At 41.4% G+C, this 17,705-nt stretch carries 13 protein-coding genes and 1 tRNA gene; 3 read left to right on the forward strand and 11 right to left on the reverse strand.

The features are described 5' to 3' along the window. Window positions 1-301 precede the first annotated feature (301 nt). The 8 genes from BS636_RS14995 to efp form a co-directional block, all read right to left on the reverse strand. Complete coding sequence (locus BS636_RS14995) at window positions 302-2,029, reverse strand: NAD-dependent malic enzyme (protein WP_099339505.1); 1,728 nt, start codon at window positions 2,027-2,029, stop codon at window positions 302-304. A 674-nt stretch (window positions 2,030-2,703) separates the two neighbouring features. Continuing rightward, window positions 2,704-2,780 (reverse strand) — tRNA-Val (locus tag BS636_RS15000). A 25-nt stretch (window positions 2,781-2,805) separates the two neighbouring features. Beyond that, a complete protein-coding gene (locus BS636_RS15005) occupies window positions 2,806-4,818 on the reverse strand; it encodes a transglutaminaseTgpA domain-containing protein (RefSeq protein ID WP_099339506.1) in 2,013 nt (670 codons plus the stop codon). 13 nt (window positions 4,819-4,831) lie between these two features. Then, window positions 4,832-5,737 (reverse strand): DUF58 domain-containing protein, encoded by a 906-nt coding sequence (locus BS636_RS15010; protein WP_099339507.1) that lies wholly within the window; start codon window positions 5,735-5,737, stop codon window positions 4,832-4,834. Window positions 5,738-5,747: 10 nt separating this feature from the next. Further along, entirely contained in the window at window positions 5,748-6,707 is a 960-nt protein-coding gene (locus tag BS636_RS15015; RefSeq protein ID WP_099339508.1) for an AAA family ATPase, read from the reverse strand. Between the two features lie 459 nt (window positions 6,708-7,166). Continuing rightward, window positions 7,167-7,469, reverse strand: coding sequence for a YbdD/YjiX family protein (locus BS636_RS15020; protein WP_099339509.1), 303 nt, complete (start codon window positions 7,467-7,469; stop codon window positions 7,167-7,169). Between the two features lie 10 nt (window positions 7,470-7,479). Next, window positions 7,480-9,579 (reverse strand): carbon starvation CstA family protein, encoded by a 2,100-nt coding sequence (locus tag BS636_RS15025; RefSeq protein WP_099339510.1) that lies wholly within the window; start codon window positions 9,577-9,579, stop codon window positions 7,480-7,482. 179 nt (window positions 9,580-9,758) lie between these two features. After that, window positions 9,759-10,328 (reverse strand): elongation factor P, encoded by a 570-nt coding sequence (gene efp / locus BS636_RS15030; protein ID WP_099339511.1) that lies wholly within the window; start codon window positions 10,326-10,328, stop codon window positions 9,759-9,761. A 378-nt stretch (window positions 10,329-10,706) separates the two neighbouring features. On the opposite strand from efp, the gene epmB reads away from it, so the two are divergent. From epmB to BS636_RS15045, 3 genes are read left to right on the forward strand one after another with little or no spacing between them, the layout of a single operon-like run. Next, entirely contained in the window at window positions 10,707-11,723 is a 1,017-nt protein-coding gene (gene epmB, locus BS636_RS15035; protein ID WP_099339512.1) for an EF-P beta-lysylation protein EpmB, read from the forward strand. 12 nt (window positions 11,724-11,735) lie between these two features. Next, window positions 11,736-13,481: a GTPase gene (locus BS636_RS15040; protein ID WP_099339513.1), complete on the forward strand. Its 1,746-nt coding sequence runs from the start codon at window positions 11,736-11,738 to the stop codon at window positions 13,479-13,481. Then, window positions 13,463-15,652 (forward strand): EAL domain-containing protein, encoded by a 2,190-nt coding sequence (locus BS636_RS15045; RefSeq protein WP_099339514.1) that lies wholly within the window; start codon window positions 13,463-13,465, stop codon window positions 15,650-15,652. Before BS636_RS15040 ends, BS636_RS15045 begins: the two co-directional genes overlap by 19 nt. 86 nt (window positions 15,653-15,738) lie before the next feature. On the opposite strand, the gene rpmE is transcribed toward BS636_RS15045, so the two are convergent. The 3 genes from rpmE to gloA form a co-directional block, all read right to left on the reverse strand. Beyond that, on the reverse strand, window positions 15,739-15,963 hold the full coding sequence (gene rpmE, locus BS636_RS15050; RefSeq protein WP_004782616.1) for a 50S ribosomal protein L31: 225 nt from the start codon (window positions 15,961-15,963) through the stop codon (window positions 15,739-15,741). Between the two features lie 200 nt (window positions 15,964-16,163). Further along, on the reverse strand, window positions 16,164-17,144 hold the full coding sequence (locus BS636_RS15055) for a bile acid:sodium symporter family protein (RefSeq protein ID WP_099339515.1): 981 nt from the start codon (window positions 17,142-17,144) through the stop codon (window positions 16,164-16,166). A 150-nt stretch (window positions 17,145-17,294) separates the two neighbouring features. Next, window positions 17,295-17,696: a lactoylglutathione lyase gene (gene gloA, locus BS636_RS15060; RefSeq protein ID WP_099339516.1), complete on the reverse strand. Its 402-nt coding sequence runs from the start codon at window positions 17,694-17,696 to the stop codon at window positions 17,295-17,297. Window positions 17,697-17,705 lie beyond the last annotated feature (9 nt).

Consider the following 17,705-nt stretch of genomic DNA (forward strand, 5'->3'; position numbering starts at 1 on the left):
TAACTGCATATTCAATTAAAAAGCTATAGAAGTATTTAGTGTTTTCGTAATCTTTAATTTATAACAAGTTTTTATCATAATTTGTAAGACGAATTTATTCAAAATCTCTCCACAATTTGCAGTAAATTGGAATATTTAAAAATGATTTGCTAGTGAATCTATCTAGATTTATTTTTAGCATCTAGCTTGCTAAATCAAGAAAATATTGATCGTAAAGATGATTGCTTTAGATATTAAAAAAGGGTTTATAAGCATACGACTTATAAACCCTTGAACCTAAATATTGATATCTATTGATCTATTAAAAAGTTACCCGTTGATATTTTCGATATTCAGGCTTCCAAAAGTTCCCTTCGATTGCTTTTTTCAAGGTTTCAATACTCACCTGAGGCGCTACACCATCTTCAATTGCCGCTTGTGCAACTTTCAAAGCAATCACCTTGGAAATCTGCTGAATCTGATCTAATTCCGGCAATAAATCTGCTTTTGGATCTTTCAATTTAGGTGAACATTCTGCCAAGGCATTACTGGACGCCATTAACATATTATTAGTCACCCGCTTTGCCCCAGAAGCAATCACACCTAATCCAATCCCAGGGAAAATATAAGAGTTATTACATTGTGAAATATTATAAATTTCACCTTGATAATTCACAGGAGCAAATGGACTACCCGTAGCAATTAATGCTTTTCCATCGGTCCATTGAATAATATCTGCAGGAACTGCTTCGACTTTAGATGTCGGATTAGACAATGGGAAAATAATCGGATGCTCACAGTACTCAGCCATTGCAGTGATGACATCTTTACTGAATAAACCTGGCTGTCCAGAAACCCCTATCAGTACAGTAGGTTTCGCAGATTTAACGACATCCAATAATGAAATCGTGCTCTCTGCATCTGCCCACTTGGCGATATTCTTCGGATCTTGAGCCAGCTTTCTTTGGAAATCTAAAAGATTCGGCTGGTTATCCGTAATCAGGCCAAAACGATCCACCATAAATACACGTTTACGTGCCTGAGCATCTGTTAATCCTTCAGACACCATTTGAGCAATAATCTGTTCCGCAATACCACAACCTGCTGAACCCGCCCCCAAGAAAGCAACAGTCTGATCTTTTAGCTTCTTCTTAGATGCATGTGAAGCTGCGATCAGACTACCCACAGCAACCGCAGCCGTACCCTGAATATCATCATTAAAACAGCAAGCTTGATCACGATATTTTTCTAATAATGGCATGGCATGATGCTGGGCAAAATCTTCAAATTGAATCAGGACATTTGGCCATCTTTTTTGAATTGCCTGAATCACCTGATCAACAAAATCGAAATATTCATCACCAGTAATCCGTGGTTTACGCCAGCCCATATAAATCGGGTCATTCAGTAATTGCTGATTATTGGTCCCAACATCCAGCGTGATAGGCAATGTATATGCCGGACTGATGCCACCACATGCGGTATATAAGGCTAATTTTCCAATCGGAATACCCATTCCACCAATACCTTGGTCGCCCAAACCTAAAATCCGCTCGCCATCTGTGATCACCACGACTTTGACATTTCTGCGATTGACGTTATGCAAGATCTGATCGATACCATCACGATCTGGATAGGAAATAAAAATTCCGCGATGTCGACGATAGATATCTGAAAAGCGCTGGCATGCCTCACCTACTGTTGGCGTATAGATGATTGGCATCATTTCACTTAAATGGTTTTCAATTAAGTGGTAGTACAGCGTTTCATTGGTATCCTGAATGTTACGCAGATAAATGTGCTTATTAATGTCATCATTAAACGAACAGTATTGCTGATATGAACGCTGACTTTGTTCTTCGATGGATTCGATAACATGAGGGATCAGCCCATGTAGATTAAAACTTTTTCGTTCTTCTTCGGTAAAAGCAGAACCTTTGTTTAGAAGAGGCAGTTCAAGTAACGTATATCCTGCATATGGTACATAAAGGGGACGTTTCTCTTTCTGGCTTTTAGTCACTTTGGTTGACTCACTTCTAGAATTTGACATATATCTCGGAGAATAGCTTCGTTAATTTTATGTTTTTAATCTTAGCTCTGTTTTCATTATTTTAGATATTTTAATAATTAATATTAAACAAACAGGTATTTAGTAAATTAATAGCCAGTTAATAAGTATAATAAATAGGCTATTTTTTGCACTTATATTTCAAAGAAATATGAAATTTACTTTTTATGTATTAATAATTTTTTAAACAGAAAATTGCATTTATATTAAAATTATTCAAGTAGATATGCAGCATGAAATTAAAAATAATCCATAAACAAAATATGGGTTTGACAGTCAATCTTAAATATTAACTAAGAGATTTTTTATTACCTACTTCTATTTGATCTTATCAATTAAATTTAAAATTCTGCTTTATATTTAAATAGTTTTACTAAATTGATAAAAATATCAAATTACTAGAATTACTGAGATTAGCCTGGATATCTGGGATATAGCTACACGGTCAACACATACTCAATAAATAAGCTTCTTTTAAATACCTGTTTATTTTTAAATTCCTAAAGATTTCCTTTCGAGTTCATTTCATTAATCTGAAGAATAAATTAAGAAGCTATGACGAAAAGTTGTAAAAGAATCTAATCGAATAAAATTTATATGTGGAAAGTGCTTAAAATAAAAAACCTCCTAAATAAATTGAGGAGGTTTTTTAATCTTGGTAGGTATATCCAGACTCGAACTGGAGACCTCTACGATGTCAACGTAGCGCTCTAACCAACTGAGCTATACACCTAGAATGCTACGCATATTATAAATTTTTAAATCCTAAGACAAGTTTTTTCCTTTTTTTTCAGTGTATATGCACATTTTTTAAGCAAACCTTTGAATTTATTAATATCCTTTTGTTCAGCTTCATAAGCTGAAAATCGATTCTTCTCATAAAGCCGTACAGCCTCATAAAAAGGCGTGACTTGATCCGATTTCAGGCTATCTGATATACGAAGCATCCACTGCTTAAAAGTTTCAGCAGACTGCTTACGCTCCTGAACAAGTAACGAACGATTAAGGCTTTCAATTGCTAGTTCAAACGGAGAATTCTGCTTTCGCTTTTGAATATAAATCCATAAAAAATAAGATGCTATTAAAAATGTAATACCTATTATAAGTCCCCATACGGCTGCATAAACTGAGTTCAAGCCAAGTTTAGACATCCAGCTGCGTTGTGAATCAGCATCGTAGCCGACTACCTTACTTTGCCATTGATAACTGGCATAATCACCCCAGATTCGCAGTTTGGTCAGCAACTGATAATGTTGTGCTGTCCAAGCTCTGCCCTCACCTAAAACTGATGCATTCTCAGACATCAAGTTTTGCATGCCATTTTCGATACGTTGTGGCGCAATAATGGCTGTAGGGTCAATTCGCTGCCATTGTTGATTTACCCAGACTTCTGTCCAGGCATGCGCGTCCATCTGGCGGACTTCCCAACTTTTGCCATCAGGTGCCAAAGAACCACCTTGATAACCTGTAACCACACGTGCCGGTATTCCTGCATAACGCATCAGCATGACAAAACTAGACGCGTAATGCTCACAAAACCCACGGCGCGTATCAAACAGAAATTCATCTACCCGATTTTGACCTAATGTCCCAGGAGTTAAGGTATATACAAAATTATTCTGTCGATACCAGTTCAACACGTTTTGAATATACCTTTGCGGGCTACCATTACTCTGTTTAACCAATCTTGCTGCTAACGCCTGAGTTTGAACATCATACTGAGCAGGCGTTCGGGTATTCACATATTGTAAATAGTTAGTATTTAAATAAGGCTGCTTTACCTGTATCCCAATCCAACGTAACTGAATAGGTTCCACGCGCTGAGTCAAACGGCGTGGCATAATACCCCAATCATAACGGTTGTAATAACGACGCTCCAAAGGAATTGATTTCTCCAATCCCATTACCCAAAGAATAGAGGGATCTGAAGCCAGATATTGATAATCCCAGCCTGATGGTAATTGGGCATTATCTTGCTGTTGGCGAAGTTGCGGTTGCTGATTGACTGCACTGCTGGTCCAGGTCTGACCATCATATTCATCTAAGACTAAGGCACGCCAGTATAATTCTGCACGTGGCGGCAGCTTGCTGACATCGCCTATAATTCGAAATGCCAAGGCACTCGACTGAGATAATTCGGCAATATCTCCTGGGGACATCCTGTCACTAATCCCGGTCACCCCTTTATTTTCTGGAATGGGGATATGCCACATCGGTGGTAGTCGTGGAAAAAAGATAAACAGCAAAACAAAAAATGGTAGCGCGTAGAGTATAAACTTGCCGACATGTTTTGCATCTTGTCTTAATGCTTTCTCTTGAGCCTGTGGATCGTGCTCAAATTCACCGACCTGAATACGATACAGGCCGATCAGACAGCTTAATAAGCACAACAGAATTCCAAAAGTCATGATAAAAGACTGGCTATACAGGAAGGTACTCGCCGCCACAAACAGGGCAAAGTTAAACAGAATAATCAGGTCGCGTTTAGTACGGGTTTCAAAAGCTTTGGCAAATAAGAAAGTGGAGAGCACAGCCACACCTGCATCTACACCTAGAAAACTCTGATGAGTGAAGTAAATGACTGCAAGCGCTATGACTGTCAGCAACAGGGTCCATGTTTTGGGAAAGTTCTTTCCTTTTCTGAGGTTCAGCCAGAGCAGTACCAACATCAAGGCAAAGATGATGCTGAGTCCTGCAGGCAGATAACTCACCTGTACAGCCAGAATTAAACTGAGACTGAGCAAAATGGCGGTTCGGATATTTGCATTCATCTTCTATATCCTCCTAAGCCTGTGCCAGTAAAAGTTTAGCCTGATATAAATGTTCAGCTCCAAAGCCTGAAGCTAATTGTGCCTGTGGCAAATATAAGCTATATGATAATTGCTGCTGTTCACATTGCTCGACCAAACCCATCATCCATTCCAGCTTTTCTTCATGCGACGAGCTTGGCATATGCGCATAATGAATCTCAATATTGTGCTGATTCTGCTGCTGTTCAAAGACTTTAATATACAGCCCCTGCCCACGCGCCACCTGCTTCCAGGAAACAGCCTGCAAAGATTCCCCAGCTTGATAGCTGCGCAACTCCCGAAACTCATCCATCTCTGGATCAAAATTTGGCAAATGCTGCTTATTTTCAGCAGTCGAATATTGAGCTTTGGGCGCTACCCAGGCAAAGCGCTGGTGATAAAGATAGGTCCACGCTCTTACCAATCCAAAAGGATAGACCGAATATATTTGAATGGCCGGATAGACAAATTTTCCACGTTGTTCTCCATAAAATGAAAGGCTGAATTTCTGCTTGGTCTGATTAACCAATACCTTATAAAGCTGCTCATCTGCCTGAATATATAAATATCGTGATTGTGTAACGAGCTGCTGAAAATGGAAATGCAGATTCAGGTCCTGCCCCACCTGCCCGATTTCATCTGTAAGCAATTCAATATTCAGGCCATGCAGCTGTTTAAAGGTCAGATAGAAACTGATACACAGGATGGCACTAATCAGAAAGCAGAAACCTAAAATCAGGTTATTGGCATAATTCACACCCGCAATAAAGGTGATAAAAATAAGTACCAGATACAGATAACCCTGCTGATAGATAAAAACCAGCACATCACGCTGTGAGAGTTTTTTCTGCTGTGCAAACTGAAAACGCTTACTGAGCCAATTCTGCCAAAACTTCCCCAAGATCTGGCTCCTAGCTTATCGCCACTTGCTGCATGACATTGAAAGTTTCTGCTTCGCTTAAACCTAAACGATGCGAAGCCACTGCCACAAATACCGCCTGCACATCATCCGGAGTGACAAAGGCACGATTCTCAATCAAGGCATGTGCCTGAGCTGCCCGTTTTAATGCCAATAGGCCTCGAGTAGACAATCCATAACGGTTTTTACGGCTTTCTTCAGCCAGATCTAGCAAATATTCCTGAACAGGTTCACTAATATAAATCTGATTAACCAGTTTCTGCAATTCTAAAATCTGTTCTTCATGAAAGACATGCGCCAAGGTCGCAATCAGGGCAAAACGAGATTCTTGCTGTAATAATAGTTTTTCTGCATGTCGGGATGGATAACCCAAAGACAGGCGCATAAGGAAGCGGTCTAATTGAGATTCCGGTAAGGCATAAGTTCCACTTTGAAATAATGGGTTCTGTGTTGCAATTACCCAAAATGGTTGAGGCAAGGCATAACGTACACCATCTACTGTCGCATAGCCCTCTTCCATCGCTTCCAGCAATGCACTCTGGGTTTTCGGACTACAGCGGTTAATTTCGTCAGCCAAGAGAATTTGAGTGAAGATCGGACCTTGCTTAAACTCGAACTGATGTTCTTTCTGATTAAACATATTGATGCCAATCACATCACTGGCCAGCATGTCATTGGTAAACTGAATGCGGTGAAATTTTAAGCCAGCAAGATGAGACAAAGCACTTGCCAATGTCGTCTTACCTAAACCTGGCAAGTCCTCAAACAATACATGTCCACCGGCAATCAGGCAACACAGCGCTAGTCGGGTTTGTGCATGCTTATCCAGCACAATTGCGTTTATTTCTTCAAGGAATTTTTCAATGCTGGGAGCATAGCTGGCAATCTGCTGTTCAAGCTGAGTATTTATATGCGCTACATCCTGATTTACTTTTTGCTTTATGCCCCACATCTCAATTTTTCTCATTAAAATAAATACTTGTAATTAACATACACCGAATTTAAATCGTACTAAAGATCAATAATATATCTTTACACTGGCTTGCATGCCTAGTCATCAGAAACATCAACTGAAAAGCGGATCATTTAAAATTTATATCCACTCCAATCAATCCTCTCAACTTAAAAAAATATAGCCTGATCCAGTATTAGAGATAAATCATCACAAGCAATTTAAATTGATTTTTTTATATATTGCTAAAGCGATGAAATGAATTAATCATCTACATATTTTAGAGTTATAAAACCTATATCTTAAAAGTATATTTTTAAGTCATTTGAATGAAATTTAAATTTTATAAATGGATATAAATCAGATCATACATCTATATAACCATCTCGTATTTTATCGATCTAGATTTTTAAACATAAAAAAAGCGCCCCGAAAGGCGCTTTTTTTTTTATTGATTCATTAACACGGACATTTCTTCATACCACCACCAGCAGATGGATAACGTGCATCCACGCAGTGACGATAGAAGGTTTTTGGATCCATCGCTTCCAGATCTGGATGATGTTTTTTCATGTGCTCCAGATAAGTCTGGTAGTCCGGCACACCCACCATCAGGCGGAAACTCTGCTGCAAACGTTGCCACAAGGTCGCAATACGCGACCAGTTTTTTGGATTCAGGATTAAATCCTTTTGCGACATGACAGTCATTTTAATGATTTTATAGATCACCGCTTTTCCGCCTTTAGCAAATTTCAGATTCATACCAGTCTCCTTAGTGATGCGCTGTCGGTTTAATCTCAGCAGGATCACGATAGATCGCTTCAGCTTCATGCACGGTTGGTTCCGGATTTGCCAAGGCACGGCGAATCACACCAATGGCTGCAAACAGCATTACGAAAGCAACGATCATAAAGAAAGCACATAGGCCCGCGTTGATTTGGTTTGCCATCGCAACCGTATGCATCTCAGCTACATTTTTTGCGGGTGCTAGGATTTCATTATTAGCAATTGCATTATTAAAACGATCTGCCTGTGCAAGGAAACCGATTTTTGAATTTTCGTGGAAAATCTTCTGCCAGCCTGCAGTCATCGAAGTAATGAACAGGAATACGGTTGGAATAATCGTTACCCAAACATATTTCTGTTTCTTCATCTTGAACAGGATTACGGTACCCAGAATCAATGCCATGGCAGCCAGAATCTGGTTACCAATACCAAACAGTGGCCATAAGCTGTTAATACCGCCCAATGGATCGACCACGCCCTGATAAACGAAGAAGCCCCAACCAGCAACCGCTACGGCAGTACCTAACAAGTTCCCGAAGAAGTTATGTGATTGTTTCACTGCAGGAATCACAATACCGACTGTATCCTGAACCATAAAACGGCATGCACGCGTACCCGCATCTACTGCAGTTAGGATGAACAATGCTTCAAACAGAATCGCAAAGTGATACCAGAAGGCCATCATTTCACGGCTGTTAAAGATTTCGGTAATGATATGCGCCATACCAATCGCAAAGGTCGGTGCACCACCAGTACGTGACAGAATCGAGTTCTCACCCACTTCCTGAGCCAACAGCGTTAATGCTTCAGGAGTGACCACAAAACCAAGTGTACGTACTGCTTCAGCTGCTGTGTCTACAGTTGTACCTAACAATGCAGCTGGTGAGTTAATCGCAAAATACACACCTGGATCTAGAATCGCGGCACAGATCAACGCCATGATCGCAACGAATGATTCCATTAACATGCCGCCATAACCGATTATGCGGATATCGCGTTCGTTGTTGACCAGCTTCGGTGTAGTTCCTGAAGAAACCAGCGCGTGGAAACCAGAAATCGCACCACAGGCAATAGTAATAAACAGGAATGGGAACATGGAGCCTGCAAAGACAGGACCTGTACCATCAACAAATTTGGTAATCGCTGGTAATTTCATTTCCGGCATCGCAAACAGAATACCAATCGCCAGACCTGCAATCACGCCAATTTTCAGGAAGGTCGATAAGTAGTCACGCGGTGCCAGCAGCAACCATACTGGCAGTACAGAAGCAATGAAACCATAGATGATCAGTGCCCAAGTCAGTTCAGTCCCTGAAAGAGTAAAGAATGGACCCCAATATGGATGTTGGGCAATATTTTCACCATAGATGATGCCGAGCATCATCAATACGAAACCAATAATGGATACCTCTGCGATTCGACCCGGACGGATGAAACGCATATAGATGCCCATAAAGATCGCAATCGGAATTGTCGCCGCAATACTGAATACACCCCATGGGCTATTCGTCAGTGCTTTCACAACAACTAATGCTAATACTGCTAGGATAATGATCATTACACCCAACGCACCGAGCATTACGACAATACCAGCAAAGGTACCCAGCTCCTGCTTGGCCATCTCACCCAGTGAACGGCCATCACGACGAGTCGAGATAAACAGTACTAAAAAGTCCTGTACTGCACCGGCTAGTACTACACCAACCAGCAACCAGATCGTACCTGGTAGATAACCCATCTGTGCTGCCAGAATTGGACCGACTAGTGGACCTGCGCCAGCAATTGCGGCAAAGTGGTGACCAAAAAGTACCCCTTTGTTGGTCGGTACATAGTCCAGACCATCAGCCAGACGATGCGCTGGCGTCAAACGGCGTTCATTCAGTTCAAAAACTTTATTGGCAATAAATAAACTGTAGAAACGGTAAGCGATACTATATACACAGGCAGCTGCTAGCACTAGCCAGACGGCATTGACATGCTCACCTCGGCTAAGTGCAAGAATCCCAAAGGATACTGCCCCGACAATGGCCACAATGAGCCACATAATTTTCGAAGTCATGCTCGACTTCTGTTGTAAAGTTTCCATTCAATCCCTCATATCTGTTGCATTTAAATCAGCGTGATTCTTTTTGTTCGAGGTACTGCTGTTTTCCCTTGCGACTTTACGCCTGTTCTTTTTTATTGCCTCTAAGACTTTGGCATAAAAGACATTAAAAAAGGGATGATTTTCATCATCCCTTTTGATAATAGTCTATTTTCAGACCATTATGCACGTTCTAAATAGTCACCAGTACGGGTGTCTACACGAACGCTTTCGTCTTGTTGAACGAACAATGGAACACGTACTACAGCACCTGTTTCAAGTTTCGCTGGCTTACCGCCACCGCCAGAAGTATCACCACGAACGCCTGGATCAGTTTCAACGATTTTAAGTACAACGAAGTTTGGTGCACTTACTGACAGTGGAACACCATTCCAAAGCATGATAGTACATTTTTCGTTAGAATCATCTTTTAACCATTTTGCAGCATCGCCCATAGCTACTTTGTCAGCAGCGATCTGTTCAAATGTTACAGGATCCATGAAGTTCCACATTTCACCGTCGTTGTATAAGTAGTCCATTTCTACTTCTACGATGTCAGCAGCTTCTAGTGAGTCACCAGATTTAAATGTTTTTTCTAACACTTTACCTGATTTAAGGTTACGTAATTTTACGCGGTTGAAGGCTTGGCCTTTACCTGGTTTTACGTATTCGTTTTCCATGATTGAACATGGGTTACCATCAAGCATAACCTTAAGGCCTGACTTGAAATCATTCGTAGAATAATAGGCCATGACTGGCGCACTCCAAACTTACTAACTTTAATCTGTTGATGCTATGGGCTGTTGCAATGTCATTTAGCAAGTCTGACACGAACATGTTTTGCCACATGCACATTCATTTGATGTTGCGTATTCTAAATGACCAATACACCATGCCGCAACGAAAAATTCCTATTTAACAGACCTTCACTGACTAAGTTACAGTCAGACATACTGATGAATAGACTATTCGGTCTGTGCCACATGTCGATTGTTAAAGCAGAACCTTGCATAATCTGCTCAACTGATACGTTAAACTTTATCCAATACAGGGACATTCATACTATATACAAACTGTTAAACTAATTGCTTCAGCGTCATCGCTTCCACTTTTACTTTTATTCTTCCCTCATGACAGACTTTCTCTATCAGGAACAAAACTGGCAATCGCAACTGAGTGACTTGATCACGAATCCGCAGGAATTGTTAGAGCAACTGCAACTTTCACCAGAGCAGCTGCTTTCCGGTGCAATTCTGGCTTCTCAACAATTCAAGTTACGGGTGCCACGCGCCTTTATTGCCAAAATGCAGGTTGGTAATCCGTTTGACCCCCTGCTACTACAAGTGCTACCCCATCATCTGGAACTGGAAGAGCATCCTGATTTTGTCACTGATCCATTAGGCGAAGAAGAAGCGAATCAACAGCCAGGTGTGCTACATAAATATAAGTCACGTTTTCTGCTAACCCTGACCGGAGCCTGTGCGGTACATTGCCGATATTGCTTTAGACGTCACTTTCCTTATCAAGAAAATTTACCCAAGAATGAAGACTGGGAAAATATTAAAAGTTATCTGCAAAGCCAGCCCGATATTAATGAAGTAATCCTGAGCGGTGGTGATCCACTAACACTTTCTAATAGGAAATTGAAGCTCTGGATTGAACGTTTAGAATCTTTGCCACAGCTTAAATTCTTAAGAATCCATTCAAGAGTTCCTATTGTCATCCCAAACCGAATCGATGACGAGCTGACAAGCGTGTTAAAAAACAGTAGGCTACGTATTATTCTGGTGGTACACTCAAATCATGCATCTGAGCTGGATGATTATACCTGTAGCAAATTGAATCAGTTGGTTCAACAACAGATCACCGTGCTCAATCAGGCAGTGTTACTCAAAGGCGTGAATGATACTGCACCGGTTTTGGTCGATTTAAGCTATCGCTTGTTCGAAGCCGGCGTGATGCCGTATTATTTACATGTACTAGATAAAGTAAAAGGGGCGCATCATTTTGATTTGTCACCTAAACATATAAACGATATTTATACTGAAGTTTTAGCGAACTTACCGGGGTATTTGGTTCCTAAACTTGTTCGGGAAATTGCGGGCGAAAAAAATAAGACACCGCTTTTTGGGGTTTCAACATTTTGAGTTAAATAATAAATGAGTAAACATACTTCAGATATTTTTCAGACGCCGACGGAACTTAAACTGGATCAACTGAGCTTTTGCCCAGCAAATGTTAAATCCTTACAGGAATGGGTTGCCGGAATTTCGATCCTGCAACTAGGAAACTCATCCAAGTCACTGTTCAGTGCCCTGCTGGAAATATCTGAACTACAGTGCGCTGAAACTCTACGTTTTGACCTGATTCAGGCACTGCATCCGACGCTTGAAAATGTACTCACCAGCCTGGAAAAGCATTTCGTCAATCAAGGCCTGATTACCACAGACCGTAATGATCAGATTATTGAACTGGCAATGTTGTTGCGTAGCCATTTTGCCAAGGCCTATATCGATATTGCCAAACGCTGTGATCATGAGTTGGAGAACAGCAGCTTTTCCCTGTTTAAAATGGGAAAAAAGAAAAGCCTGACGACGGCACGCATGATTTCGATTTATTATGCGCTGCAACAACTGAGCCTACTGCTGTATCAACAGCACATGCTTTATGGCAAGCCCGTGATGGGACAATGGTTGGCTGCACATCAGCTGCTTGAAATTGCGATGCAGAATAATTTCCATCAGACCAATATCAATCAGGTCTTGGGAACCCAGCATGAACTACAAAATATTTCACATGCGTATGCACAACTGATCCTGCTAGATATCTTTAATACTCATCAAATCCGTCCCGCAGAAATTCAGGGACTTTATCTGTGCAGTTTTGACTGGGCCAAACTGGTTCAGATTTTACCCAAAGAAACTACTTTATCCCGCTATGCGGTGGATGGCAGCAAAGACTTGCCACCGGTATATAACTCGCGTCTGAATGATCAGTTTAAGCCGAGCATTTTTATTGCCACTCAAAACCTTATGGAGCATCTGGCCGGTACACAAACCAAAAATGCCCAGTACCTGTCGCGTAATGAAAAACTGTTCCTGACCCCAGCGTTGCATTTCCATATCTATAACCTGTTAACGACCACCATGGAACGTCGTCATGAGCGTTATGAATATTCGGCACACATCAATATCTGTTTTGGTTTGTCGGTTGCACATTTCTATCTGTCTCAAGGCAAGAATTTCCATGAAACTTTAGATGTTGAAGGTGGCTATAACTTCCAGAGTGAAAGCAGCTTTGTTAGTTCATCAGAAAATACTGTTCCGGGTGCATTTAGCCATATCAAAGCGCTGGATCGTGAAGCCAAGCAGATTCATCATGCCGAAGTACTGGACATCAGCGTCAACGGTTACCGGATCAAATGGACAGGTTATACCCCATCTAACTTAAAAACCGGCGAATTTATTCTGGTTCAGGAAAATGCCCAAAGCCAATGGCGTGGTGGCGTAATTCGCTGGATCAAGCAATCAACAGAAAAGAGTCTGGAACTGGGATTAGAAATTCTGGCACAAGACCTGTTCCCATGTGCAGTTTATGCACGGACTGACCGTAATGTGAAAAATTATCAGCCTGCACTGCTGGTACAAACCACACAATTGGATCAGATCTCGAATAGCATCATTGTGTCAGGTGTACAGATGTTTAGGGAAAAACAGACGATTCACCTGCGGGTTGATGGTCATGAACTGAAGATTTATCTGACCAAAGCGCAGTTAATCACACAAAGCTTTATTCGATTTGACTATGAATTATTGAATGATCAGGAAGAACAGATCATTAAAGGCTTTATTCACAAGCAAATGAATGAAATCAATAATCACGATTTATGGGAAGCATTGAAGTGAGAAATCCATTATTGTCTAAAAAGTTAAAACGTACGGAAACGCGTTTACTGATTATTGATGATAATCAAATTAGATTTAACCAGATTCGTGATCTTTTGACCGCAAATGAGTATCAGGTAGATGCGGTTCTGCTAGATGACTTGCAGAATTTTGAAAAGCAGCTGAATTTCAACTGGGATCTAATCATCTTTGGTCGTGCTTATGACCTGAAATATGAACAGGCACTCAGTCTGGTACGCTTGTCTAAACAGCCAAATTTACCGATTCTGTTGCTTAAACCTGAAGACTATCAGGCTGACCAATATACCGGTTATATCCAGAAAGGTGTTTATGACATTTTGAATCTGGAATATCCAGAACGTTTTTATCTAGGCCTTGTACGTGCCCTATCTTTCAGCCGCCTGACGCAGACTCAGCAGCATTTAGTGGAAGAACTGGAAACTGCGCAAACTCAGGCACAATCTCTGGTTGAGGACAGCAATAAAGCGGTAGCCACTATCCAGGAAGGTATCCACATTCAGGCCAATGAAGACTACCTGAAACTGTTTGGCCTGAATTCTGAAGATGACATTATTGGTCTGCCTTTACTGGATTTATTGCAACCGCAAGAGCTGAATGAGTTTAAAACTCGTTTTAAGAAAATTTCTCAAGGTCAGTTTGAGCTGGGTGGTTTTGAAATTCATTCCACCAATCCAAGTATTGCTGCAGCTAATCCACTTAAACTGGAGTTTTTGGCATCGACTAGTGAAGAAGATGCACTACAGCTGACAATTGATACTGCGAAAACTCAAGTCAATACGACAACTGAAAAAGTTGCAGCCAAGCCAAGTACCTTACAATTACTAAAACGTGAGCTGAGCCGTGAGCCTGCTAATGCCAATGCACTGATCACTTTCTCTTTCGCTGCTTATGAGCCTCAAATCTTAAATGGAGATTGGGCGACCTACATGGGCTATTTCCATGAAATTGAGAAATTCTTAAAAGAACAGGTTCGTGTATCGCTGTTTAAACTAGAACATGATGTTCTGGTCGGTGCTATTCAGGCAGATTCTCAAGAAATTCTGGAATCCAAACTGATTGGGCTAGCGGCACTGACCAAACCACAGCTGATTACGGTTAATCAGCAGAGCTATTCGCTGAACTTACGCATCGGTTATACCAAGCTCGACAGTGAATTACGTGATGATGCACAGCTGGATCAATATGTTGCTCGTGCCTTCTCTACGCCATTGCCACAAGCACAGCAATCTTCTACATTTGTACTAGATATCCCATCAGATATGCATGCACCTGCAGAAGCCATTCCAAGTCTGGAATTTAGCATTGCGGAATCCGCTGCACCAGTAACAGCATCTAATCAAGCCCCTGCTCCAGCTATGGCTCCTATAACACCAGCTGCGGCAGCTGCACCCATGGCGATGCCAGGTTCAATCTTGCATGCGCTGCGTGAATGTCTGGAACGCGGCGAGATTCATTTAAAATATCAACAGCTGTATGACAAAGAAGATACCAACTTATACACCTATGAGGTGACCAGCGGTTTTATCTTTGAAAACAAATGGCAGGATATTTCCAAGCTGCTGGAACTGCGTGAAGATGATGAACTTTCTATCAAACTGGATCGTTGGATTCTGGTCGAATCATGTAAGCAATTGCATAACTTTATTACCCAGTATCCTAAAGCTCGCTTAATCATCAATCTGAATCGTGCCGTGTTATTCAAGGATCGTAGCTTCCCTGAGTTTATCTCCAAACTGATTACGATTATTCGCAGTAAATTGAAGCATCCGCTGACCTTACAGTTTGCTGAAGAAGATCTGATCCTGAATCGTGAGGATGCGCAGAAATATATCCGTATTCTACGTGACCACGGCGCAGAAATTTCGATTCGTGAATTCGGCAATTCAATGTATAGCGAAACCTTGCTACGTGAAATGGATGTGAATGCTTTAACCATTCATCCTCAGCTGACAGCGCAATTAAATTCCAATACCGAAGAGTTACAGGAAAAAATTACTGGCTATCTGGAAATCAAACCAGTTTACCTCCTGCTTCGTGAATTGAATGACATGACTTCATTTGCCAATGCCTGGAATGTCGATGCACGCTTCATTCAGGGTGATTATTTCCAGAAAAAACTGGATCATTTAATTGATGTACAGGAGCACTAAGCTCCTGTACAGGACCTGAATGCTGTGAATCCACAAATTTCAGGCACAAAAAAACGGGCTTAAAGCCCGTTTTTTCATTTTGGGTATTAACGTTTAACAGAACGTGACATACCAGCAAAACGTTGTTTGAACTTGTCGATACGACCGCCAGTGTCAACGTTCTTTTGCTTACCAGTGTAGAATGGGTGACAAGCTGAACATACGTCTAGGTAAAGAGTTTCTTTACCAACAGCTGAACGAGTTTCGATTACGTTACCACATGAACAAGTAGCAACTAGTTTTTCATATTTTGGGTGAATATCGGCGCGCATGGTCGATTCTCCATAAAGATCAAGAAGGTTTTGCTGTCATCGCAATTGATCACTCTCAGAAACTGAGGAAAGGCCAGAATTACATTCAGGCAGATCAACACCACAACAGACCATTCTTTTGGCCCACCGAGACGGATACCGTCAGAGCTAAGCACAACAAGTTGGGCAATATTATACGTGAAACAAAATCAATAAGCGAATTATTCTTCGGTTTTGATTTCAATCTGTTTCGACCACATATTGGCAATAATACCGCAGACCATGAGCTGGATCTGATGAAAAATCATGATCGGTAATACAATCATCCCCAAAGGCTGACCAATAAATAGGATTTGTGCCATGGGTACCCCGCTGGCCAGTGTCTTTTTCGAGCCACAGAAGAAAATTGTTTTCTGATCAGCTTTATCAAAACCAATCCAGCGCGGTACAAACAGTGCCAGCAGCATCACTAAAGTTAGTAAGACTGAGCAAGCAATGATTAACACTAACAAGGTTGATAAGCTCACCTGATGCCACAGCCCTGCCACAACGGCGCTACTGAATGCCCCATAGACCACCATCAGAATCGAGCCCTGATCAAAGAATTTCACGATCTTCGGCATTTTTTTCATTTGTGGGAATACCCAAGGACGCAGGATTTGCCCCAGAATAAACGGCACGAGGAGTAGCAAAGTAATCTGAATAATGGATGAAGTCGGATCAAAGCCATGTTGTGACTGGCCCAAGATAAAAAAGGCCACCAATACTGGGGTAATGAACATCCCAATAATATTCGAGAATGAGGCACTACATACCGCACCCGCGACATTGCCCTGCGCCACGGAGGTAAAAGCAATGGAAGACTGGACGGTAGATGGCAGGAAGCACATAAACAGGAAGCCCCAGTATAGCTCCTGGCCCAGAACTGGAACCAGCACCGGCTTGGCTAATAAGCCGATGATAGGGAACAGTGCAAAAGTGAATGCAAAAACTAGTGTATGCAGTTTCCAGTGCATTAGCCCTTCAACCACTGCTTCACGTGATAACTTGGCACCATGTAGAAAAAATAAGATAGCAATGGCAATCGTGGTAATCGATGAAAAGACTTCAGCCGCCTGCCCTGATACTGGCATAAAACTTGCGAGTATCACCATGACAAATAATAGTATCGTAAATCGGTCCAATGCCAACAGCTTCAGCATATCCCTTCATCCCTCAAATTTTATTGTTTGATATAAAAATGCCCGGCTATCTTAACAGATTCCGGGCATTTCATTGGCGTGATTCCAGCTTAAGTTTATGATTTCATCTCATATCCTTATCCAGGAATCCCAATAATATTCACGTATAACTTAGTTATTACGTGCATTCTGATCTTGCTGGATCAGTTCGATTTTATAACCGTCTGGATCTTCAACAAAGGCAATCACAGTTACGCCACCTTTCATTGGACCTGCTTCACGAACCACTTTGCCGCCACGCGCCTTGATTTCTTCACAGGCTTTATAGGCATCATCTACTGCAATCGCAATATGACCATAGGCATTGCCCAGTTCATAGCTGTCTGTATCCCAGTTATGAGTCAGTTCAAGTACGGTATGGTTTTCTTCATCGCCATAACCCACAAATGCCAGCGTAAAACGACCTTCTTCATAATCACGCTTACGAAGTAAAGTCATACCCAGCACTTCAGTATAAAACTTTAATGACTGTTCCAGATTGCCTACACGGAGCATGGTATGCAGCATGTGCATATTATTCAT

Origin of the sequence: Acinetobacter sp. LoGeW2-3 (assembly GCF_002688565.1) — a bacterium.
In the GTDB taxonomy this organism is placed as follows: domain Bacteria; phylum Pseudomonadota; class Gammaproteobacteria; order Pseudomonadales; family Moraxellaceae; genus Acinetobacter.